This is a genomic window from Streptomyces xingningensis (assembly GCF_054957865.1).
Map to the genome: position 1 here is coordinate 1 of NZ_JBDJPF010000049.1, position 22,345 is coordinate 22,345.

Annotated in this window: 16 protein-coding genes; 3 read left to right on the plus strand and 13 right to left on the minus strand. The window is 71.3% G+C overall.

The annotated features are described in order from the left end of the window. The 4 genes from ABCR83_RS23265 to ABCR83_RS23280 all read right to left on the minus strand — a co-directional run. Positions 1-934: ADP-ribosylglycohydrolase family protein (locus tag ABCR83_RS23265; protein WP_462697081.1), on the minus strand; the 934-nt coding region annotated here is incomplete at its 3' end. 11 nt (positions 935-945) lie between these two features. Continuing rightward, a complete protein-coding gene (locus tag ABCR83_RS23270) occupies positions 946-1,605 on the minus strand; it encodes a histidine phosphatase family protein (RefSeq protein WP_462697082.1) in 660 nt (219 codons plus the stop codon). Positions 1,606-2,119: 514 nt separating this feature from the next. Further along, complete coding sequence (locus tag ABCR83_RS23275) at positions 2,120-2,725, minus strand: YdbC family protein (protein WP_462697083.1); 606 nt, start codon at positions 2,723-2,725, stop codon at positions 2,120-2,122. 85 nt (positions 2,726-2,810) lie between these two features. Further along, positions 2,811-3,596, minus strand: coding sequence for an amidohydrolase family protein (locus ABCR83_RS23280; RefSeq protein ID WP_462697084.1), 786 nt, complete (start codon positions 3,594-3,596; stop codon positions 2,811-2,813). Positions 3,597-3,697: 101 nt separating this feature from the next. Between ABCR83_RS23280 and ABCR83_RS23285 the strand changes: the two genes are divergently transcribed. Then, positions 3,698-4,051, plus strand: coding sequence for a MerR family transcriptional regulator (locus ABCR83_RS23285; RefSeq protein WP_462697085.1), 354 nt, complete (start codon positions 3,698-3,700; stop codon positions 4,049-4,051). A gap of 128 nt (positions 4,052-4,179) precedes the next feature. Here the strand turns inward: ABCR83_RS23285 and ABCR83_RS23290 are convergent, their stop codons facing one another. Next, positions 4,180-7,056 (minus strand): vitamin B12-dependent ribonucleotide reductase, encoded by a 2,877-nt coding sequence (locus ABCR83_RS23290; RefSeq protein ID WP_462697086.1) that lies wholly within the window; start codon positions 7,054-7,056, stop codon positions 4,180-4,182. A 115-nt stretch (positions 7,057-7,171) separates the two neighbouring features. Next, positions 7,172-7,747 (minus strand): transcriptional regulator NrdR, encoded by a 576-nt coding sequence (nrdR, locus tag ABCR83_RS23295; RefSeq protein ID WP_462697087.1) that lies wholly within the window; start codon positions 7,745-7,747, stop codon positions 7,172-7,174. A gap of 610 nt (positions 7,748-8,357) precedes the next feature. Between nrdR and lexA the strand changes: the two genes are divergently transcribed. Then, positions 8,358-9,143, plus strand: a complete 786-nt coding sequence (gene lexA / locus ABCR83_RS23300) for a transcriptional repressor LexA (RefSeq protein ID WP_462697088.1) — start codon at positions 8,358-8,360, stop codon at positions 9,141-9,143. A gap of 305 nt (positions 9,144-9,448) precedes the next feature. Here the strand turns inward: lexA and ABCR83_RS23305 are convergent, their stop codons facing one another. From ABCR83_RS23305 to ABCR83_RS23320, 4 genes are all read right to left on the minus strand, one after another. Further along, entirely contained in the window at positions 9,449-11,437 is a 1,989-nt protein-coding gene (locus ABCR83_RS23305; protein WP_462697089.1) for an ATP-dependent DNA helicase, read from the minus strand. Positions 11,438-11,633: 196 nt separating this feature from the next. Further along, positions 11,634-12,326: a GNAT family N-acetyltransferase gene (locus ABCR83_RS23310; protein WP_462697090.1), complete on the minus strand. Its 693-nt coding sequence runs from the start codon at positions 12,324-12,326 to the stop codon at positions 11,634-11,636. Continuing rightward, positions 12,323-14,203 carry an IucA/IucC family protein gene (locus ABCR83_RS23315; protein WP_462697091.1) on the minus strand — a complete coding sequence of 627 codons (1,881 nt, stop codon included), beginning with the start codon at positions 14,201-14,203 and terminating at the stop codon, positions 12,323-12,325. The genes ABCR83_RS23310 and ABCR83_RS23315 overlap by 4 nt, the downstream gene beginning before the upstream one ends. Then, the gene (locus ABCR83_RS23320; RefSeq protein ID WP_462697092.1) at positions 14,200-15,402 is read right to left on the minus strand and encodes an aminotransferase class III-fold pyridoxal phosphate-dependent enzyme; all 1,203 of its coding nucleotides are present in this window, start codon (positions 15,400-15,402) and stop codon (positions 14,200-14,202) included. Before ABCR83_RS23320 ends, ABCR83_RS23315 begins: the two co-directional genes overlap by 4 nt. A gap of 264 nt (positions 15,403-15,666) precedes the next feature. Between ABCR83_RS23320 and ABCR83_RS23325 the strand changes: the two genes are divergently transcribed. After that, positions 15,667-16,905: a trypsin-like serine peptidase gene (locus ABCR83_RS23325; protein ID WP_462697121.1), complete on the plus strand. Its 1,239-nt coding sequence runs from the start codon at positions 15,667-15,669 to the stop codon at positions 16,903-16,905. Between the two features lie 93 nt (positions 16,906-16,998). Here ABCR83_RS23325 and hflX read toward each other — a convergent pair whose 3' ends face one another. The 3 genes from hflX to ABCR83_RS23340 form a co-directional block, all read right to left on the minus strand. Continuing rightward, positions 16,999-18,492, minus strand: coding sequence for a GTPase HflX (gene hflX / locus ABCR83_RS23330; protein WP_462697093.1), 1,494 nt, complete (start codon positions 18,490-18,492; stop codon positions 16,999-17,001). Between the two features lie 138 nt (positions 18,493-18,630). Then, positions 18,631-20,103, minus strand: a complete 1,473-nt coding sequence (locus ABCR83_RS23335) for a M1 family metallopeptidase (RefSeq protein WP_462697094.1) — start codon at positions 20,101-20,103, stop codon at positions 18,631-18,633. A gap of 110 nt (positions 20,104-20,213) precedes the next feature. Beyond that, entirely contained in the window at positions 20,214-22,331 is a 2,118-nt protein-coding gene (locus tag ABCR83_RS23340) for a RelA/SpoT family protein (protein WP_462697095.1), read from the minus strand. Positions 22,332-22,345: the final 14 nt, after the last annotated feature.

Consider the following 22,345-nt stretch of genomic DNA (forward strand, 5'->3'; position numbering starts at 1 on the left):
GCTGGCGGGGGGCCCCCGCCCCCCCCGCGGGCGGGTGGGTTCCGCCGGGGGGGGCCGCCCCCCCGGGGGGGCGCGGGGGGGGGCCCCCCCCCCCGCGGGGGGGGGGGGCCCCCCCCCCCCCCGCCGCGACCACTCCCCCGACGATCGCACAGGTGGTGTCCACGTCCCCGCCCACCTGCGCGGTTGTCCAGAACGCCGTCTCGAAGGAACCCAGATGACGGGCCGCCGCCCAGAGCGCGAAGGGCACGGTGTCATGCGCACTGGTACGGCGGCCACAGCCGAGGACCGCCGCGACCGTGGTCGCGTCGCCGTAGTCGAGCATGTCGCGTGCGCGCCGCAGTCCCGCCCCCACGGCACTGCGCGGCACCAGGGCAATCACTCCGTCCAGCAGTGTCTCCGGGGTGACCGGTCCGGCCGGGCCGGCGGCGATCGCCGCCGCGGCGGCCACCGCCATCGCCCCGGCCACGGCCTCGCGGTGCTGGTGGGTGGTGTACGCCGAGATCTCGGCCTGGTGCGTGGCCTGCTCGGGGTCGTCTCCGTACCACGCGCCCAGCGGGGCGATGCGCATGGCGGCGCCATTGCCCCAGGATCCCTGGCCCTTAAACAGGGCTGCCGCCAGCTCCCGCCAGTCGCCACCCTCCCTGATCAGGCGGAGCATCCGGTTGACCGCCGGCCCGTACCCCCGGTCGAAGTCATGGTGCTCGGCGAAGGACCGGGCGAGGGCGTCCTGGTCGATGCGGCCGTGCTCGGCGAGGACCGCGAGCACGGAGCAGGCCATCTCGGTGTCGTCGGTCCAGTGCCAGGGCGCCGACGGAACTTCTCTGCGCCTGAGGAGGGGATGGTTGGCGGGCACGAAGAACTGGGAGCCGAGAGCGTCGCCCACAGCCAGCCCGCGCAGACTTGCCAGAGCTCGGTGGAATCGGTCAGCGATCATCGCAGCGAACTCTAACCGGTGAAACCATACGACTCGGGGGTACACCAGCGCTCGAACGGACGGTCGAGGTGATACCGCCCGTCGGATCCGAGCAGCAGGGAACGGGTCTCCGCATTGCCCGGGTTCGACAGGCTCTCGAACTCCGCCACGGTCCAGTGCAGCCACCGCATACAGAACAGCCTCATGGTCAGTCCATGCGTGACCAGCAGGACGTTCGGCGGATGGTCCGGGTCCTCGAAACTGCGCCACAGACTCTCGAGGAAGGACCCGACCCGGTCATAGACATCGGCGCCCGACTCGCCCTGCGCAAAGCGGTAGAAGAAATGCCCATAGGCGTCCCGGTAGGCCTTCTGCCGCCGCACATCCTCGCGATCCTGCCAGTTCCCCCAGTCCTGTTCCCGCAGCCGCGGTTCCTCCCGGACCCGGATCCGGCGCGGATCGAGCCCAAGCGCGAGAAAGGTCTGATGAGCGCGGCGATAGGGCGAGACATAGGCCGACACCGTTTCGCTCCCGAAGAGTTCGCGCAGGTGGACACCCGCTTCCTGGGCCTGCCTGCGCCCCCGGGCGGTCAGGCTCAGCGCATGATCGGGCTCCCGTTCATAGACCGTGTCATCGACATTGCCCACCGACTCTCCGTGCCGGAGAAGGACAATGCGCCGGGGCCGTACCATGCCGCCACCCTAAATCGAACACCGCTCACCCGCCTCACACTACGCAGCGGTGAGCACCCGGCCGCCCCGTGCCGCCCCGAGGCGGCACGGGGCGGCACGGGCCACTGGCCGAGATATCCCAGGCCGCCCTCCGCAGCCCGGGAACCGTTCGCCCGGGCGGGCGCACCGCCCGCACCCGCGCGGCCGTGCACGATGCGGTGCTCTCCGGGCTCGCCGGACACGGTTACGCCCTCGGCCTCGCGGGCGAGGACAGCTGGGCCGTCGAGCGTGGCGGGGCCCCGGCCGGCACCGATCACGGTGCCGTGGGGCGAGCCGTCACCGCCCCGCTGCTCGTCAGGCTGTTCATCACCCGCGAGCCCATCGACGCGGCGGTCGCCGATCAGGCCGCCGACGCCACCCTGGCCGCGGCCCGTGCGGGCGTCCACACCTCGTCGGAACGGACGGCATCGGGCGCCCTTGCGCGCCACGGCACCGGGCACCGACCCGACCCGCACACCGCCCGAAAGGTGCGAACTCACACCGTCCAGGACGGTTCTATCTGCACCACGTCGCCCGCGATCGCCGCGATGTCCGCCTCGGTCTGCGCCCGGAGCGCCAGCCGCTCCACCCGGTCCACCCGGTACTTCCCGTGCTCGGCCTCGGAGTTCCACATCGACAGCACCAGGAACTCCTGGCCGGGTGCCTCGCCGAACACCCCACGCAGCATCCCCGGAGAGCCGGCCATCGCGGGGTTCCACACCTTTTCCTGCATGAGCGTGAAGTGCTCCACCCGGTCCTCCCGCACCCGGCAGTGGGCGATCCGCACCACATCCGCATCCGTGAACTGCGGCCGGAACCCCACCTTCACATCGAAGCGGTGCTCGAACAGCCGCACCTGGCCGTCCTTGTACGTACCGGCCTGGGCGGCGGCCAGTCTGTCGTGCGACCGCGCCATGAAGGAGTCGTAAAACGCCCGGCTCTCCCAGAAATTGAAGAGGTGCGCCACACCAGGACGCCCCCTGCTCCAACCACCCCCTTGTCCCCGGAACCCCGGTTCGCCCAGCAACCCCGCCCACTTTCGCTGCCCCCGCTCAAACCCACGGCGGTCGACCACGGTGCAGCGAATCCACTTGACCAGCACCGGGCCATCGTACGGCCATGAACGTGGCACGCATCACGTACCAGAGGGCGCAGCACGCGCCGGAGGAGCACGCCCCCGCATGCGGTCAGAGACCGAGCAGTTCCGCGAGGGTGCCCCCCAGGACGCGATCGCGCAGCGCACCCGACTTGGTCACGCGTTCAACGGTGGCGCGGGCGAGTACCGGGTCGCCATAGGGCGCATCCGAGCCGAACAGAGTGCGGTCCGGCACCTCGTCGATGGCCAGTCGCACCGCGAAGATGATGTTCGCCGTCGACAGTTCCAGGTACATGTTCGGGGTGTCCCGGGCCAGCTCCACAGCCGTCAGCCAGTTCAGCCCGCCCAGTTGGCTGATCACCAGCGGGACGCTCGGGTGGCGGCGTGCGAGACCGGCCAGAGTCGCCAGGTCTCGCACCGTGGTCGGCGCAAACCCGTGTACGACGACCGGTAGCCCGCCGTGATCGGCGGCTGCCCGCAGAACCGGCTCGATCCGGCCGGCCCCGTCCGGTGACGGGGTCAGCTCACCGATACCCCGAAAGCCACGGCCGACTACCTCCCGCTCGACCTCCTCCGCAATCTGCTGGGCCGACAGGTCCAGGCGAACCTTGCCGAAGCCGATGAAACGATCGGGGTAGGCCGCGCACGCCGAGCCCAGCTCCTGCCACGCGGCCCGGTAGCTGCCCGGGCCGGTGGACTGTCCACTGATCGTCTCGTCCAGCACGCTCATCTCGCGCCGGAACGAGGCCAGATCGGTGGCCCGCTCGGGATGCGGCCGGGTGCCGAAGAGCACGGCGCGGTCGACTCCTGCCTCGTCCAGCAGGGCGATATGGCTGTGCACGGGATCGTGGACATGGCTGTGCGCGTCAATGATCAACGAACTCTCCTGGTCAGGACCGGTGACGGCGACGGAATGCAGCCGCTGACCCCATCGTTGAAGGTTGACACCATGGCAAGGTCAAGCTCCGCGGAGAAACGATGCTGATTGGACAGTTGGCCAAAAGAACCAGGACGAGTGAGCGCCTGCTCCGGTACTACGAGCGCGTCGGCCTTCTCACCTCAACCCGTCAGGCCAACGGATACCGCGATTACGACGATGCCGCCGAGCAGACGGTCGGACAGATTCGCGCCCTGCTGGCGGCCGGGCTGTCCACCAGCTTGATCCGGCAGGTGCTGCCCTGCGCCCTCGCGGACGGCTCGCTGCGTCCGTGCCCGGGAGTGCTGGACAAGCTCCTCGCCCAACTCGCCCACCTCGACCGGCGCGCGGACGAGTTGGCACAAGCTCGCCAGACCCTGCAACGGACCATTGCGACAGCTGAACACGCTGAGTAGCCACACGGTTGTCCCGACGAGGCTGTACGGGAGGCAACGGCCGCGTTGGCGAAATGCGTGATGGGGTGTCGACATCATCGCCGACACCCCACCTGAGCAGCTAACTCACGCCCAATGAGGGCTCACGGTCAGCTGCAGCCGCTGGTCGAGCCGCAGCCCTCGCACAGGTAGCAGCTGCCCGCGCGGCGCATCTTCGTTCCGCAGGAGAAGCACAGCGGCGCGTCGGCGTTCAGACCGAGCTGCATCTCCACCAGCTCGGTGGAGTTGTGGGCCTGCCGGGGCGCCGGGGCCGCGGCCGCAGGCTGGGCCGGGACCTCGGGCTTCGGGGCTTCGGCCTGCCGCGGAGCGGACTGGGCGAGTCCCTCGACGTCGACCTCCTCGTCCGCCGGCTCGTACGAGCCGGTGTCCAGGTGGCGCTGACGCTCCTCGGCGGAGTGGATGCCCAGCGCCGAGCGCGTTTCGAACGGCAGGAAGTCCAGTGCCAGCCGGCGGAAGATGTAGTCGACGATCGACTGCGCCATCCGCACGTCCGGGTCGTCCGTCATGCCGGCCGGCTCGAAGCGCATATTGGTGAACTTCGAGACGTAGGTCTCCAGCGGCACGCCGTACTGCAGGCCGACCGAGACGGCGATCGAGAAGGCGTCCATCATGCCCGCCAGGGTCGAGCCCTGCTTGGACATCTTGAGGAAGACCTCGCCGAGACCGTCGTCCGGGTAGGAGTTGGCGGTCATATACCCCTCGGCACCACCCACCGTGAAGGAAGTGGTGATGCCCGGACGGCCCTTGGGCAGGCGCTTGCGGACCGGGCGGTACTCGACGACCTTCTCCGCAGCGGCGGGAGCGGCGGCCCCGGGGGCCTTGGCCGCTTCCTTCTTCTTCGCGGAGAGCGGCTGACCGACCTTGCAGTTGTCGCGGTAGATCGCGAGCGCCTTCAGGCCCAGCTTCCAGCCCTCGAAGTAGACCTCCTCGACCTCCTCGACGGTGGCCGACTCCGGCAGGTTCACGGTCTTGGAAATCGCACCGGACAGGAACGGCTGGGCGGCGGCCATCATCCGCACATGGCCCATGGCCGAGATCGCCCGCTCGCCCATGGCGCAGTCGAAGACCTCGTAGTGCTGCGGCTTCAGTCCCGGAGCATCGATCACATTGCCGTGCTCGGCGATGTGGGCGACGATCGCCTCGATCTGCTCGGGCTGGTAGCCCAGTCGCTTGAGCGCCTTGGGGACCGTGTTGTTCACGATCTGCATCGAGCCGCCGCCGACCAGCTTCTTGAACTTGACCAGGGCCAGGTCCGGCTCGACGCCCGTGGTGTCGCAGTCCATCATCAGGCCGATGGTGCCGGTGGGAGCCAGCACGGAGGCCTGGGCGTTGCGGAAGCCGTTCTTCTCGCCGAGGCGGATCACGTCCTGCCAGGCCTCGGTCGCCGCGGCCCACACCGGGGTGTCCAGGTCGTCCATCCGCCGGGCGGCCGCGTTGGCGTCGGCGTGCTGCTTCATCACGCGCTGGTGGGCGTCGGCGTTGCGGGCGTAACCGTCGTACGGGCCGACGACCGCGGCCAGTTCGGCGGAACGCCGGTAGGACGTGCCGGTCATCAGTGAGGTGATGGCACCGGCCAGCGCGCGGCCGCCGTCGCTGTCGTAGGCGTGGCCGGTGGCCATCAGCAGGGCGCCGAGGTTGGCGTAGCCGATGCCCAGCTGACGGAAGGCGCGGGTGGTCTCACCGATCTTCTCGGTCGGGAAGTCGGCGAAGCAGATGGAGATGTCCATCGCCGTGATGACCAGCTCGACGACCTTGGCGAAGCGCTCGGCGTCGAATGCCTGGTTCCCCTGGTCGTCGTCGCGGAGGAACTTCATCAGGTTCAGGGAGGCGAGGTTGCACGAGGAGTTGTCCAGGTGCATGTACTCGCTGCAGGGGTTGGACGCGGTGATCCGGCCCGTCTCCGGCGAGGTGTGCCAGTGGTTGATGGTGTCGTCGTACTGAATGCCGGGGTCGGCGCAGGCCCAGGCGGCCTCGGCCATCTTGCGGAACAGGCCCTTGGCGTCGACCTCTTCGATGACCTCGCCGGTCAGCCGGGCGCGCAGCCCGAACTTGGCGCCGGTCTCGACGGCCTTCATGAACTCGTCGTTGACGCGGACCGAGTTGTTGGCGTTCTGGTACTGGACGGAGGTGATGTCGTCACCGCCCAGGTCCATGTCGAAGCCGGCGTCGCGCAGCGCGCGCACCTTCTCCTCTTCCTTCACCTTGGTCTCGATGAAGGCCTCGACGTCCGGGTGGTCGACGTCCAGGACGACCATCTTGGCCGCGCGTCGGGTGGCGCCCCCGGACTTGATCGTTCCGGCCGAGGCGTCGGCGCCGCGCATAAAGGAGACCGGGCCGGAGGCGTTGCCGCCGGAGGACAGCAGTTCCTTGGAGGAGCGGATGCGGGAGAGGTTCAGGCCCGCGCCGGAACCACCCTTGAAGATCATCCCCTCTTCCTTGTACCAGTCGAGGATCGACTCCATGGAGTCGTCGACGGAGAGGATGAAGCAGGCCGAGACCTGCTGTGGCTGAGCGGTGCCGACGTTGAACCAGACCGGCGAGTTGAAGCTGAAGACCTGGTGCAGCAGGGCGTAGGTCAGCTCGTGGTCGAAGATCTCGGCGTCCGCCGGAGAGGCGAAGTACCCATGCTGCTCACCGGCCTTGCGGTAGGTGCGCACCACACGGTCGATCAGTCGCTTGAGGCTCGACTCGCGCTCGGGCGAACCGACGGCGCCCCGGAAGTACTTGCTCGTGACGATGTTGACCGCGTTCACCGACCAGAAATCGGGGAACTCCACGCCGCGCTGCTCGAAGTTGATGGAGCCGTCGCGCCAGTTGGTCATGACGACGTCACGACGCTCCCAGACCACCTCGTCATACGGGTGTACTCCGGGGGTGGTGTGGATGCGTTCGATGCGCAGACCCTTGCCGCCCTTGTTCCCCTTGGAGCGGGAACCTCGTGCCGGGCCGCTCGTCGTCTCTGTCATGCCGCCTCCCTCTACCGGGCAAAACGCCCTTGTGCGCCCATTTCTTCCGTGACGCGATGTGTGTCTGTCACCCGGGTGCGCGGGGCGCACCGGGCAGGTCTGTTGTGTTGTTCGCTCAGTCGGCGGCCGTGGCGGGCGCGGAAACTTCGCGGTCACCGCCGCGGCCGTCCGCGCCCGGCGCGGGCCCGCCGAAACCTTCGGGGCCGACAAGGCTGTGCGGACCGTCAGGGCCGTCAGGGCCGCCGGGAATGCTGCGCCGAAGCTCCGCGACGGCGGCCTCGAAGTCCTCGAGCGAGTCGAAGGCCTGGTACACGGACGCGAAGCGCAGATACGCGACCAGGTCGAGGTCCTTGAGCGGGCCGAGTATGGCCAGGCCGACGTCATGGGTGGAGAGTTCGGCGCTGCCCGTGGCACGCACCGCCTCCTCGACCCGCTGGCCGAGCTGGGCCAGGGCGTCCTCGGTGACCGGGCGGCCCTGGCACGCCTTGCGCACTCCGGAGATCACCTTGTTGCGGCTGAAGGGCTCGGTGACCCCGCTCCGCTTGATCACCATCAGTGACGCGGTCTCCACCGTCGTGAACCGACGGGAGCAGTCGGGGCACTGGCGACGCCTGCGGATCGAGCAACCGTCATCGGTGGTCCGACTGTCGACGACGCGGCTGTCGGGGTGCCTGCAGAAGGGGCAGTGCATGGCTCTCCACCCTCCTTCACCCTCGAGTACACCCCGAGAAACCTCGAGGAAACTGTGCACGATCCGCTGCTTCGACAGGCCCGTTCAGGACCCTGTCGAGGCAGCCTCCAGCATAGGCGATGGCCATGGCTGGAGATGACCAGGATCGGCCGCCGACCACAACTTGTAGGCGGCTGCCGCCATCAAAGCACTAGATCTGGTGCCCGGCGGCCAACCACGCCCATCGCGTGTCGTCCTTCGGCGGCAGGAGGAGAGCGTACGCGAGGGGCGCCACGGCGCCGCCAGGGGGGCGCGGATGACACACTGGACCCGCGGCGCGAAGGCGCCCGGCTCCACCCCCGGGGCAGAACGCCCATGGGACGGTGAGCGCCGTCCGCGGTCGGCGACCCCGGCTGCGGCATGGCGGGAAAGACCTGGTGAGGACGCGGGGTGGCCGGTCAACGGGGCACCGGACAGTACCGCAAAGAGGCGAATTGATCTTCGCCCGTACACCCTTCGAGCTGATCGCGTCAGCGAATCAACGATATTTCACTCGAACGTGTGTTTGGCGCAACCTTTCGAAAGCAACTACCGTTGTCCAGCCAGGGAGAACATCTCGAGAGGGGCCGACGTGACCACCACCGCAAACAGCGCCACCATCACCGCCCAGGACCGCTCCCAGAATCGACTCGACCAGGCACACCCGATGAATGACACAGCCATGAGCACCGAGGGGCCGAAGCCGGCCCGCTCGCTCCCAGGACGGCCACCAGGAATCCGCGCGGACAGCTCGGGCCTCACCGACCGGCAGCGACGCGTGATCGAGGTCATCCGGGACTCCGTCCAGCGCCGTGGATACCCACCCTCCATGCGCGAGATCGGCCAGGCGGTGGGGCTCTCCAGCACCTCCTCCGTGGCCCACCAGCTGATGGCCCTGGAGCGCAAGGGCTTCCTGCGCAGGGATCCGCACCGCCCCCGCGCCTATGAGGTGCGCGGCTCGGACCAGCCCAGCTCACAGCCGACGGACACCACCGGCAAGCCCGCCGCCTCCTACGTCCCGCTGGTCGGCCGGATCGCCGCCGGCGGCCCGATCCTGGCCGAGGAGTCGGTCGAGGACGTCTTCCCCCTCCCCCGCCAACTGGTGGGCGACGGCGAGCTCTTTGTGCTGAAGGTCGTCGGCGACTCCATGATCGAGGCCGCGATCTGTGACGGAGACTGGGTGACGGTGCGCCGCCAGCCCGTCGCGGAGAACGGCGATATCGTGGCGGCGATGCTCGACGGCGAGGCGACGGTCAAGCGCTTCAGGCGCGAGGACGGCCATGTGTGGCTGCTGCCCCACAACGCCACCTACCAGCCGATCCCCGGCGACGAGGCCACCATCCTCGGCAAGGTCGTGGCGGTATTGCGGCGGGTGTGAGGGCACACCGAGACCGGGCCCCGGAGCCACTGCGCCGGTTCCGGGGCCCCGCCGTGTCCACCACATCCCACGCCGGTGACTGCTAAGGGGGTGTCCGGTGGGTCGGTGCGGGCCCTGCGGTGTCTGGCGCGGTGCATCGCAAGGCGGAGCATGACCCGCGTACTGGGCGATGGGGGTCCCCCCATGCCCGTTCAGGGCTATGGGGGAGGGTGATGCGACAACGCGGCGAGGCGCCGTGCCTGGGGGCACCCCCAGCGTTAGCTGGGGGAGCACCCCAGGGCCCGTGCCGCCCACCGGACACCCCCTTAGGGGGTGTCGATGGCCGCCAGCGAACGGCGCACCTGATTGCGGTCCGTTGTGTACCAGAAGTCCGGCATGGAGGCCCGCAGGAAGGAGCCATAGCGGGCCGTCGCCAGCCGGGGGTCGAGCACCGCCACCACCCCGCGGTCACCGGTCGCCCGGACGAGCCGCCCGGCACCCTGGGCCATCAGCAGGGCCGCATGGGTCGCGGCCACCGCCATGAAGCCATTGCCACCCGCCTGCTCCACCGCCCGCTGCCGGGCACTCATCAGCGGATCGTCGGGGCGCGGGAAGGGCACCCGGTCCATGACGACGAGCTGGCAGCTCGGTCCGGGCACATCGACTCCCTGCCAGAGGGAGAGGGTCCCGAACAGACAGGTGCCGGCATCGTCGGCGAACGTCTTGATCAGCTCACCGAGCGTCTCCTCGCCCTGCAGCAGGATCGGCTTGTCGAGCCGCCCCCGGAGCTCCTCGGCCGCGGCCTGCGCGGCCCGCATCGAGGAGAACAGCCCGAGCGTGCGCCCCCCGGCGGCCTCGATCAGCTCGGCCAGCTCGTCGAGCATGTCCGCCCGGCTGCCCTCGCGGCCGGGCTGGGACAGGTGCCTGGCGACATAGAGGATGCCCTGCTTGGGGTAGTCGAAGGGGGACCCGACATCGATGCCCTTCCACTCCGGCAGGTCCTCGCCCTGGACGCCCTCGGGAGCGAGGCCCAGCGAGGCGGCGACGCCGTTGAAGTCCCCGCCCAGCTTGAGGGTCGCCGAGGTCATGATCACCGAACGCTCGGTGAACAGCTTCTCCCGCAGCAGACCGGAGACCGAGAGCGGCGCAACGCGCAGCGACGCCCCGCTGTGCCGATATCCGGCTCCGCCGCGGGCGTCATGGCGCTCGCACCAGACGACGTCGTATTCGGAGCCCTCGACGATGCGCTCGGCGACGTCATGCACCGTCTCGACGGAGGCCAGCGCCTGCTTGCGGACGGCGTCCTCATCCTGCACGGACTTGTCGCGGGTGTTGCCGATGGCGGAGATCACCGCCCGGGCGGCATCCCGGAGTGCCATCAGGACAAGGGCGAGGTCCTCGGGAATCTCCTCCAGCCGACCCGGCAGGGCCAGCTCCATCAGCCGCTCGAAGCCCTCGGCCGCGGTCTGCAGCCCGTCGCCCACCTTCTCGTCGACCAGCTTGGCCGCCCGGCGCACGGCACGGTTGACCTGCCCCGGGGTGAGCTCCCCGGTCGCCACTCCGGTGACCCGGGAGACCAGCTCATGGGCCTCGTCGACGATCAGCACCTCATGCCCGGGCAGCACCGGAGCGCCCTCGATGGCGTCGATGGCCAGCAGAGCATGGTTGGTCACCACGACATCGGCCAGCTTGGCCCGCTCCCGGGCCGCCTCGGCGAAACACTCGGCGCCATAGGCGCACTTCGACGCCGACAAACACTCCCGAGAGGTGACGGACACCTGAGACCAGGCACGGTCGGAAACGCCCGGGGTCAGGTCGTCACGGTCGCCGGTCTCGGTCTCGTCCGACCAATCACGCAGCCGCAGCAGGTCCTTGCCGAGCCTGCTGCTCGGAGCCGCCGACTCCAGCGGGTCGAAGAGCCCCCCCTCCTCTTCCTGTGGGACTCCCTCGTGGAGCCGGTGCAGGCACAGATAGTTGGAGCGGCCCTTGAGCATGGCGAACTCCGGGCGGCGGCGCAGCTGCGGGTGCAAGGCCTCCACCGTGCGCGGAAGATCGCGCTCCACGAGCTGACGCTGCAGCGCGAGGGTCGCGGTCGCGACCACCACACGCTCACCGTGTGCCAGTGCGGGCACCAGATAACCGAGGGACTTGCCCGTACCGGTGCCCGCCTGCACCAGCAGATGGGCATTGCTGTCGATCACTTCGGCGACGGCCTCGGCCATGGCGACCTGGCCGGGGCGCTCGGAGCCCCCGACGGACGTCACCGCGGCGTGCAGCAGGTCGGTGAGCGAGGGCTGGGAAGAGGTGGCAGTCATAGCCCTGCCACCCTAAGGGGCGGCACCGACATCGTGTGCCGACTCCGGTACCTCGGTGCTGAGCGCTCCGCTGGAAGTGAGGTCATGCGACTGCAGGCCGTCCGTGGCTGGTCACACCCACGCGGCGGAGCCGCACGGTGTCACAGCCCCACGCCCCTTCAGGGCGCGGTACCGCACCGGACTTCGGCAAGCCCGCCTAGAGGAGGCCCCGAAGCGCCCGGTCGCGGATCATCAGGGCGGCCCGTTTGTGCGGCAGTTCCACTTCCCCGGCCAGCCGGAAGCCGGCGCCGAGAAGCGCCGCGACGGAGGGGGTGTTGCGCAGGTCGGGCTCCGCGATGACCCGGCCGCAGGACGGCCGCCGGTCCAGCACCAGATCGGCGACGGTGCGCAGCAGCCGGGTGCCGGTGCCCTGGCCCCGGTCGGCGACCTTGCCGATGAGCAGCCGGATTCCGGTGTCGTGCGGGCGGGCCGGATAGTGCCGGGCGACGGGGTCGAGGTCGGCCCGGTACACCTCCCAGTAGCTCATGGGGACGCCCGCGAGCACACCGAGACAGGGAACGCTGCGCCCGTCGGCGTCCAACTGGGCCCGGAGGTGATCCGCGGTGACCGACTCGGGCCCGGCCAGCCCCCAGAGGGCCGCGACAGCCGGATCGTTCATCCACCGGGCGACCAGTCGTGCGTCCCGCTCGACGCTCACCGGAACGAGCTGGAAGGGCCCGGTGGCAGTGCCTACGGGCCCCCAGTCGGCCAGGCCGTCGAGGAGGCCGGAGGCCCGGGGCACGGGCCGGGGTCCGCGCGGGTCGTCGGCGAGGAACTCGACGAGCTCTTCGGTGAGCCGCAGGTCGAGGGTGTCTTCGGGGTCGGAGCCCGGCCGGCCGTCGGTGCTCATCCGGCGGGGGTGGCAAGGGGGTTGGCGATGGTGGCGAGGCCGTCGGCGCCCCGGAGCGCGGTCAGCATGGGGGCCGGGCAGCTCAGGGTGGGCGATTCCAGGAGGCGGCCGGGCAGTGACGAGCGCTCCTCCGCCGGACCCGCGGCGGCGGCCGTGAGGAAGCGACGCAAGGCGGCCAGCAGAATCCGCTCGTCGGCGAGGCGTTGGGCGCCGAAGGCCCCGATCAGGCCGAGGACGTTGTCGACCCCGAGGTGGTGGGCGAACCGCTCGTCGGCCGACTCGTCGGGCACAAAGGCGCCGCTCTCCCGGCCGATGCCGGGGAGCCGCTCCTCGAGCCCGGCCCGGTGCGACTCCCGGAGGCAGAGCTCCCGGCTGCCGCGGTGGCGGCCGCCGGCCGGCCAGCCGTCCCGGTCCAGCAGCACCAGGGTGTTCCGCTGGTGCGCCGCCGGCACGATGCCCGCTGCGCCGTCGAGCCAGAGCAGGGGCCGTACCACCGCTTCCAGATAGCGCAGGAACCACTCCGCGCAGACCGCTCCGGCGGGGCGGCCGGTGCGATGGGCGAGCCGGGCGACGATGGCGGCGAGCCGGGAGCACCCGGCCGGGTGCCCGGCGGGGGTCGTACGGCCCGGCCAGGGGCGCGCCGAGACGAGCCCGGCGACGCAGACGGCATCGTCGCCCGGGCCGAACGGATTGTGCCGGAGGACGACTTCGAGCCCGGGCAGCGGTGCGCCGCCGGGGGTACCGGCCCCCAGCCAGGCCGGGTCGCGGACGATGTCGAACCCCAGGCCGCCGGGGCAGGCCGCGCGCCACCGCTCGGCGAGTCCACCGCGCAGCAGCCGGTGCACCTCGACGCCGCGCCGCAGCTCCGCGCGGCGGGCGCCGGTGCGGCGCGGGCCGAGGGAGAGCCCCAGCATCGCGGGCGCGCCGGGGCGGTACACCGTGCACGGGGAGGACGTCGGATGCCAGGGTTCGCCATGGGGGCCGAGGTCATGGAGCAGCCCCTCCTCGAAGAGCCCGGCAATGGCCGGATCGCGCCGCAGGCCATGGGCCCGCCAGGGGTGCAGGGGCAGCGGGACGGTGTCCGGCGGCAGGGCCGGGCCGGGCCCGGCCAGCCGGGCGGCGAGGGTGTGGGCGTCGACGACGCGGCCGCGCTCGGTCCAGGCCGATTCGGCGGTCAGCACGGACCGGTGGACGGCCAGCCAGTGCAGGGGAAACGATCCGCGCAACTCCGCTGAATATTCGCCTGCTTCGCCGCCCCGGAGGTCTGCACGGCTGTTGGGCGCGGGGTGGAAGGCGGGGCCGAGAAGGAGGGACTGTTCGCCGTAGAGGAAGAGGTCTCCGCCGTCCGGGTCGGCCGGACGGGCACGCCGGTCGGTGAGGAACACGGTGGTGCGGCACACCGAATCGGCGACCTGGCCGATGAGTTCGGCGCCCTGCCGGGCGTGCTCCCCGTGCGGGGCCTGGCAGGCGGCTTCGCGGGCGAGGAGGGCGGCCAGGGTGACGGCGTCGAGGGTGGGGGCGTCGTCGGGGCCGTCCATCAGGGCCGGTGCACCGAAGCGGTGCCAGCCGGTGGCGGACCAGTAGTGGACGGGTACATGCAGGACGTTTCCGCTGCCGGGGAGCGGCAGTTGCAGACAGCCGCCGCCGGGACGGGCGATGCCCTGCTCGCGCACCCAGCAACGCAGCAGGTTCTCCACCGCGGTGGCATCCGCGGCGGCCCATGGGTCGGGGTGGTCCAGGGGGTCGCCGGGGCTGCGGGGATCCGGCATCCCGGCCCGGCGGGTGCCCTGGGCGGGGGGCGCGGCGTACCCGGGCCGTGCGGCGGGGACCGAGGGGCGGTCGATGGCCGGCACAGCGGTGGAGGGAGCTGCGTTCATGCGGTGTGCGGCGCGCGCGGCGGTCGGGCCGGGGATGCGGCGCCTGCCTCCTTCGGCTTGCTGGGCGTGGATGCGCGGCGGCCCGCGCCGGAGATCGCGGCGAGGGCGTCGGAGAGCCTGTCGAGAACCGCTTCGGTCTGTTCGTCCGTGATGGTGAGGGGAGGCAGCAGGCGGATCATCCGGGGGTGGCGGCCGTCGACTCCGACGATCAGGCCGCGGTCGAGGCATTCCCGCCACGCGGTGGCGGCCGGGGACTCCCCGGACCGCCCGGGGGTGGCCAGTTCGATGCCGATCATGAGGCCGCGCCCCCGTACCGCACCGACGCTGTGCTGCTCCCGGGCCAGCTGCCGCAGCTGGGACAGCATGCGCTCGCCGACCGCCCGGGCCCGCCCGGCCAGGCCGTTCTCCCTGACGTACCGCAGGGTGGCCGTGCCGGCCGCCAGGGCGAGCTGGTTGCCCCGGAACACGCCGGCGGAGTCGCCGGGCGGGCAGGGGCCCAGGCCGTCCCGGTGTACGAGGGCCGCCAGGGGCAGCCCGCCGCCGATGGCTTCGGACAGGACCAGCACATCGGGAACGATCCCGCTGTGCTCGACGGCCCAGAAGGCCCCGGTGCGGCCCACCCCGGTCTGTGCCTCGTCGACGACCAGGGGGATGGCGCGGGCCGCGGTGATGTCCCGCAGCCGGCGGAGCCGGTCGTCGGACGCGGAGACCGGCACCTCCTGCCGGGCGAAGGGCGGCCCGGTGCCGGGGGAGGCGAGCAATCCCTCGCGGCCGGTCGCCGCCCGGGCCAGCCGCAGTGCGGCCGTCACCGCTTCGGTGCCGGTGGGCCCGCAGAACCGGATGTGGGCCGATTCGGCCAACTCGCCGGGCAGCGTGGCCGACAGCTCGCCGCGGAAGGCGTCCTCCACCGGAGTTGCCAGGCCCGGGGCGTGCAGCGGTGCGTCCGAGTCGAGGACGGACCGGACGGCCTCGAGCACCACGGGGTGGTTGTGGCCGAGCACCAGCGCACCGGCGCCCGGGAAGCAGTCGAGGTAGCGGCGGCCGTCGGCACCCTCGATCGTCAGCCCCCGGGCACGCACCGGCACGATGGGCAGCGAGCGGGCATCCGTACGGACCGCGCGGTCCCGTCGCGGACCGCCCTCGCGGGCCGTTGACGCCGTGTCGGACACCGCCGTGCGCGGTGGCTGAGTCAAGGCCACGGCTCCGGGCCCTCCTCCTGCTGCTGAACGCTGGTGAACGCTGGCCGTCCGTCCCCCGTACGTACCAACGACGCCGCGAGCCGGGGAACACGGCCGGGGGACAAGATCCTTGGGCCGGGAACCGGGCAGCGGCCGACGCCCGTCCTGCAGGGCGTCGGCGTAATGTGGCCCTGCCCCACTGCCGGGGCGGTGCATGACAAATTGACCCGTGCGCCAGGAGCACGCATGCATCACCACAAGGTACAGATCGGGGGATTCCACTCCATGCCATCCCAACGCCCGTCCGTCGCCCACCGGCCCGGATGGCGAGCCGTGGCCGCTCGTGGCCCGCGCACGCTCGCCACGGCGGCCGTCGCCACCGTGCTGGCGCTGACCGCCGCCGCCTGTGGTCCGACCGACGACAAGGCCTCGGGCGGTGACAAGCCCAGCGCGAGCGCGAACCAACAGGGCGATGACGGCATCAAGCTGCCCAACGGGCTCACCCTCCAGGACCTCGAGAAGTGGAAGAACGGCGCCTGGAAGAAGTGGGACAAGGACCAGTGGCTGCGTGAGGCCCGGGACTTCATCAACCCCATCATCAAGGGCCATTGGAAGCCCGACACGATGAAGGACGCCCGCGCAAACGACAAGACGCTCTCCGCCCAGGGCGGCCCGGGCACGGTCCCGGGCACCGATGCCGGCGACCAGGGCGTCACCGACCCGGTGCCCGCCCCGGTGCCGGCCGCGCCGGTGAAGCTGCCGTACCACCAGAGCGTTCCCCCGGTCGGCAAGGTCTTCTTCGACAGCCCCCAGGGCCGTATGGTCTGCTCGGCGACGGTCGTCAAGGACCCGGCACACCCTGGCAAGTCCAACCTGGTCTGGACGGCGGGGCACTGCGTGCACGCGGGCAAGAAGGGCGGCTGGTACCGCAACCTCGCCTTTGTGCCGTCCTACAACGACCGGGGCCTGCCCGGCGCCCAGGTCAACAGCGCACCCGTGCAGGACGTGGCGCCCAAGGGCGTGTGGTGGGCGGACTGGGCCCAGACCTCCTCGCAGTGGATCAGCCAGGGCGCCGAGACCGGTGGCGCGGGCGCCCCGTATGACTTCTCCGTGTTGCATGTGAAGCAGGAGAACGGCTCCCGGAAGTCTCTCGAGGAGACCGTCGGCAGCGCGCTGACCGTGGACTTCAACGCCCCGCAGGTCAAGTCCATCCGGTCGATGGGCGCTTGGGGCTACCCGGCCGCGCCGCCCTTCGACGGGCAGAAGATGTACGACTGCATCGACAAGCCCGGCCGGCTCTCCCTGGATGCCGCCCAGCCGACGATGTACCGCATCGGCTGCACCATGACCGGCGGTTCATCCGGCGGCGGCTGGTTCGCCAAGGGCCCGGACGGCAAGGCGGTGCTGGTCTCCAACACCTCGATCGGCCCGCCCGACAGCCGCTGGCTGGCGGGGCCGCACCTGGGGCCGGAGGCCAAGGGCGTCTACGACGCCATCAGCCAGAAGTTCGCGGCCGTACGGTAGTCCGGCACCGACCGGCAAACGGAAAGCCCGCCCCTGACATCGTCGGAGGCGGGCCTTCTGTCCTCACCCGATCGGGTGAGAACGGTTCAGGGTTCAGGCGCGCGCGGCCGGCTCATACCGCCGCAGCTCGGCGGCGAGCTCCTCGTGCACCCGTGCCCTGACCAGCGTGCCCTCCGGAGTGTGCTCCTCGGAGAGCACCTCGCCATCGGCGTGGATCCGCGCGACGAGTGAACCATGGGTGTACGGCACCAGCGCCTCGAGCTGGACGGCCGGCCGCGGCAGCTCGGCGTCGATCAGCGCCAGCAGCTCCTCGATCCCCTCGCCGGTGCGCGCCGACACCGCGATCGAACGCTGCTCGATGCGCAGCAGCCGCTGCAACACCAGCGGATCGGCCGCGTCCGCCTTGTTGATCACCACGATCTCGGGCACATCGAGCGCACCGACATCGCGGATCACCTCGCGCACCGCCGCCAGTTGCTCCTCCGGGGCCGGGTGCGAGCCGTCCACCACATGCAGGATCAGGTCGGAGTCGCCGACCTCCTCCATGGTGGAGCGGAACGCCTCGACCAGGTGGTGCGGCAGGTGGCGCACAAAGCCGACGGTGTCGGCGAGGGTGTAGAGCCGCCCGGTGGGCGTCTCGGCCCGGCGCACGGTCGGGTCGAGGGTGGCGAACAGGGCGTTCTCCACCAGCACACCGGCCCCGGTGAGCCGGTTGAGCAGGGACGACTTGCCCGCGTTGGTGTACCCGGCGATGGCGACCGACGGAACCTTGTTGCGCCGCCGCTCCTGGCGCTTGAGGTCGCGCCCGGTCTTCATCTCCGCGATCTCCCGGCGCATCTTCGCCATCTTCTCGCGGATCCGCCGCCGGTCCGTCTCGATCTTGGTCTCACCGGGACCACGGGTGGCCATGCCACCGCCGGACGAACCGGAGCCACCGCCACCCATCTGCCGGGAGAGCGACTGGCCCCAGCCGCGCAGCCTGGGCAGCATGTACTGCATCTGTGCCAGCGAGACCTGCGCCTTGCCCTCGCGGGACTTGGCGTGCTGGGCGAAGATGTCGAGGATCAGGGCCGTCCGGTCGACCACCTTGACCTTGACGACATCCTCGAGGTGGATGAGCTGGCCGGGGCTCAGCTCACCGTCGCAGACCACCGTGTCGGCACCGGACTCCAGGACGATGTCCCGCAGCTCCTGGGCCTTGCCCGAGCCGATGTAGGTCGCCGGATCCGGCTTGTCACGGCGCTGGACGACACCGTCGAGCACCAGGGCGCCCGCGGTCTCGGCGAGGGCGGCCAGCTCCGCGAGGGAGTTCTCCGCCTCCTGCACCGTGCCGGACGTCCAGACGCCGACCAGCACCACGCGCTCGAGGCGCAGCTGCCGGTACTCGACCTCGGTGACGTCCTCGAGCTCGGTGGAGAGCCCGGTCACCCGGCGCAGTGCCGCACGCTCGGACCGGTCGTACTGGTCGCCGTCGCGCTCCCCGTCGATCTCGTGGCTCCAGGCGACGTCCTCTTCCATCAGGGCGTCGGCCCGAAGGCTCTCCGGAAGGCTCTGCCGGTCCTGGGGAAGGGAAGAAGTGGAGGTCATGTGATCCTTTGCGTCCGTCGGGAGGGCCTGGCCCACGAGTGCGGGCTCTCGGCATCGACAACGTCCGGCGGCCCTCGGAGATTCCCGGGGCCGGGCATCCTGCCGACCCGTCGATGTTCCCACGCTCCCCGGGTACCGTCACCCGGGTTTCCGGGTGGGCTTCCAGTCGGGGTGGCCGGGCATCGGAGGGGTCGTGGGCTCATAGAGCCAGGCGCGCAGGAAGGGCCTGAGGTTCTGGTGGGAGACCCGGGAGGCAAGGGTGATGAAGTCGGCCGTGGAGACGACGGAGTCGCGGTGGGCCGCGATCCACACCCGCTCCAGCCGCTCGAAGGCGGGCGCCCCGATCTTCTGCCGCAGGGCGTAGAGGACGAGCGCGCTGCCGTCGTAGACCACCGGCCGGAAGATGCTGATCTTCTTGCCCGGGACGGGGGGCTTGATGGCGGCGGGCGGCCCGCCGTCGGTGCGCATCAGGTCGGAGTACTCATAGGCGATGCGCATCCGGTCGTCGAGTCTGCGCCCGCCCCGCGCCTCGGCGTACAGCGACTCGTACCAGGTGGCATGGGCCTCGTTGAGCCAGAGGTCGGACCAGGTGCGGGGGCTGACGCTGTCCCCGAACCACTGGTGGGCGAGCTCGTGGACCATCACCGACTCCACGTACCAGGCGGGCAGGGCGGTCCGGGTGAACAGGTCGTGCTCGAAGAGGGACAGGGTCTGGGTCTCGAGCTCGAAGCCGGTGGAGGCCTGGGCGATGAGCAACCCGTAGTTCTCGAAGGGGTACTTCCCGACCTTCCCTTCCAGCCAGGCGATCTGATCCGGCGTCTTCGCCGTCCAGGTCTCCAGCAGCTGCCGGTCGGCGGCGGGCAGCACGTCCCGCAGGGGCAGTCCATGCGGTCCGGTGTGCTCGGGCACGGCGAAGCGGCCGATGGCCACCTGGGCGAGCTCGGTGGCCATCGGGTGGCGGGTCCGGTAGGTCCAGGTGGTGCCGGCGCCCTCGGTGCGGCGCCCGTCCGCCAGCCCGTCGGCGACCACCGTCAGGTCCTTGGGCGCGGTGATGCGGAAGGTGAAGTAGGCCTTGTCCGAAGGGTGGTCGTTGCCGGGAAAGACCCGGTGCGCGGCATCTGCCTGATTGGCCATGACCAGTCCGTCGGCGGTCCGGATCCAGCCGCCGTCCTTGCCGCCCGCCGGATCACTGGTGTGGCGGACGGTGACGGTGAACGGCTTGCCGCGCGGCACCGGACGGGCCGGGGTGACCACCAGGTCCTCCTCGACGGGGGCGAACTCGGCGGGCTTGCCGTCGACTTCGACCGAGTGGACCGTGCCGCGCGCGAAGTCCAGGTTGAAGCGCCGCAGTCGCGTGGTGGCCCGGGCGTCGATGGTGGTCACGGCGTCCAGCGGCCGGTCGTTGCCGTGGTAGTCGAAGGCGAGGTCGTAGGAGCGGACGTGGTAGCCGGGATTGCCGAGGTACGGGAAGAGGCGGTCCCCGATGCCCAGGGGAACCGGCGGCGGGGCCGCGGCCCCCGCGAACAACAGGGCTGCGGTGGCGGCGAGGACGGCGCGGCGGCGCGCTGACCACCGGCGCTGGGGGGAGCGCTCCCCGGGTGTGTGCGGCATGCGTCCTACCGCTATCAGCGCCGGGCGGCCCGGCCATGGCGGCGCGGCGCTTTCCCACTCGGAAGAGCGTCCCGGCAGGTCATCCGAGCGTCAACGCCACGGGTGTTCGGTCACAGTGGTGCGGCCACCGGCCATCCCGCCCGGCCGACGTCATAGACCCCCGGCACCCGTCGCATGGCCCGCATCAGCTCCGGCAGGTGTGCGGCATCGGGCAGTTGAAGGGTGTAGGTGTGCCGCACCCGCTGTTCGTGCGGTGGTTCGACGGCCGCCGAGACGACGGCGGCGCCCTCCGCCGCGATGACCTCCGTCAGGTCGGCGAGCAGATGCGGCCTGCTGAAGGCCTCCGCCCGCAGGGTGACCCGGTAGTCGCCGGTGCCCGCCCCGTCGGTGCTGCGCCAGTGCACGGCGACGGGCTCCCGCCCGGCGGTGACCATCCGGTCCACCGCCGGGCACTGCGCCCGGTGCACGGTCACCGCGCGGCCGCGCACGGCGAAGCCGGTGACCTCGTCGGGCGGGACGGGCGTGCAACAGCCCGCCAGCCGCACGCTGGCGGCCGCCGGGCCGGTCCCCCGGTCGACCACGGCGACCGGCTCCCGCACGGGGGCACGGGCAACGGCCCGGGCGGGCACGGGGGGTGGCGGCAGCACCGCCGGGACGACCGGTTCCGGTGCCGGATGGGTGGCCAGCCAGCGGCCGATGGCGATCCGCGCCGCCGGGGTGCGGGCGTGCTCGAGCCAGTCCGGGGACGGCCCCGAGGCGGTGTCCGGGGACATCAGCAGATGCAGCGTGTCGCCGTCCCGCAGCACCGTGCTGAGCCGCACCAGCCGGCCGTTGACACAGGCGCCGATGCAGGTGTGCCCGCGGTCGCCGTGCTGGGCGTACGCCGCGTCCACACAGCTGGACCCGGCCGGGAGGCCGATGGTGCCGCCGTCGGCCCGGAAGACGGTGATCTCCCGGTCCTGGGCGAGCTCGTCCCGGAGCGAGGTCCAGAAGGTGTCCGGATCGGGGGTCGCCCGCTGCCACTCCAGCAGCCGGGACAGCCAGCCGGGCCGGGTGGGGTCGGCGCGCTCTCCGTCCGCCGCGTCGGGCGCCTCGGGCGCCGCGTAGGGATTGCCGAGGGCGATCACCCCGGCCTCGGCGACCCGGTGCATCTGGCGGGTGCGGATGAGGACTTCGGCCGCCTGGCCGCCCTCGCCGGCCACCGCGGTGTGCAGCGACTGGTAGAGGTTGAACTTGGGGACCGCGATGAAGTCCTTGAACTCCGAGATGAACGGGGTGAAGCAGGTGTGCAGCTCGCCGAGGACCGCATAGCAGTCCGCGTCCTCCGCGACCAGGACGAGCAGCCTGCCGAGGTCCGAGCCGGTGAGCTCGCCGCGCTTGAGGCGCACCCGGTGCACGGAGACGAAGTGCCGTGGCCGGACGAGCACTTGGGCGGCGATCCCGGCCTCCCGCAGCACGCCCCGGATGCGGCCGGCGGTCGCCTGCAGCGGATCGGGCCGGCCCGCGTGGGCGAGCACGAAGTCGCGGGTGCGGGCGTACTCCTCGGGGTGCAGGATCGCAAAGACCAGATCCTCCAGCTCGGCCTTGAGCACCTGTACGCCCAGCCGCTCGGCGAGCGGGATCAGCACATCGCGGGTGACCTTGGCGATGCGGACCTGCTTCTCCGGGCGCATCACCCCGAGCGTGCGCATGTTGTGCAGCCGGTCGGCGAGCTTGATGGACATCACACGGACGTCATTGCCGGTGGCCACCAGCATCTTGCGAAAGGTCTCGGGCTCCGCGGCGGCGCCGTAGTCGACCTTCTCCAGCTTGGTGACACCGTCGACCAGGAAACGCACCTCCTCGCCGAACTGCGCACCGACCTGATGGAGCGTCAGCTCCGTGTCCTCGACGGTGTCGTGCAGCAGGGAGGCGGTCAAGGTGGTGGTCTCGGCGCCCAGTTGGGCGAGGATCAGGGTGACGGCCAGCGGATGCGTGATGTACGGCTCACCGCTCTTGCGCGTCTGGCCGCGGTGCGAGGACTCCGCGAGGAGATAGGCGCGGCGCAGGATGTCGAGGTCCGCGCCGGGGTGGTGGGCCCGGTGCACCTTGGCGACATGGTCGATGGCGTCCGGCATCCGGTCGCGCGCCCCGGAGCCGCTGAGCGCCGCGCGCCCCAGCCGTCTCAGGTCGATACGACGGCCGCGCCTGCGGCGGGGAGCACCTTCGTTCGTGGCCTCTGCGCTCATGGGCACCTCCGGCA

Excerpts from the sequence above, each read along its gene's own strand:
- ABCR83_RS23270 (WP_462697082.1), bottom strand. The coding sequence starts at position 1,605 with ATGGTACGGCCCCGGCGCATTGTCCTTCTCCGGCACGGAGAGTCGGTG.
- ABCR83_RS23285 (WP_462697085.1), top strand. The coding sequence starts at position 3,698 with ATGCTGATTGGACAGTTGGCCAAAAGAACCAGGACGAGTGAGCGCCTG.
- ABCR83_RS23290 (WP_462697086.1), bottom strand. The coding sequence starts at position 7,056 with ATGACAGAGACGACGAGCGGCCCGGCACGAGGTTCCCGCTCCAAGGGG.
- nrdR (WP_462697087.1), bottom strand. The coding sequence starts at position 7,747 with ATGCACTGCCCCTTCTGCAGGCACCCCGACAGCCGCGTCGTCGACAGT.
- ABCR83_RS23305 (WP_462697089.1), bottom strand. The coding sequence starts at position 11,437 with ATGACTGCCACCTCTTCCCAGCCCTCGCTCACCGACCTGCTGCACGCC.
- ABCR83_RS23310 (WP_462697090.1), bottom strand. The coding sequence starts at position 12,326 with ATGAGCACCGACGGCCGGCCGGGCTCCGACCCCGAAGACACCCTCGAC.
- ABCR83_RS23315 (WP_462697091.1), bottom strand. The coding sequence starts at position 14,203 with ATGAACGCAGCTCCCTCCACCGCTGTGCCGGCCATCGACCGCCCCTCG.
- ABCR83_RS23325 (WP_462697121.1), top strand. The coding sequence starts at position 15,667 with ATGCCATCCCAACGCCCGTCCGTCGCCCACCGGCCCGGATGGCGAGCC.
- hflX (WP_462697093.1), bottom strand. The coding sequence starts at position 18,492 with ATGACCTCCACTTCTTCCCTTCCCCAGGACCGGCAGAGCCTTCCGGAG.
- ABCR83_RS23335 (WP_462697094.1), bottom strand. The coding sequence starts at position 20,103 with ATGCCGCACACACCCGGGGAGCGCTCCCCCCAGCGCCGGTGGTCAGCG.
- ABCR83_RS23340 (WP_462697095.1), bottom strand. The coding sequence starts at position 22,331 with ATGAGCGCAGAGGCCACGAACGAAGGTGCTCCCCGCCGCAGGCGCGGC.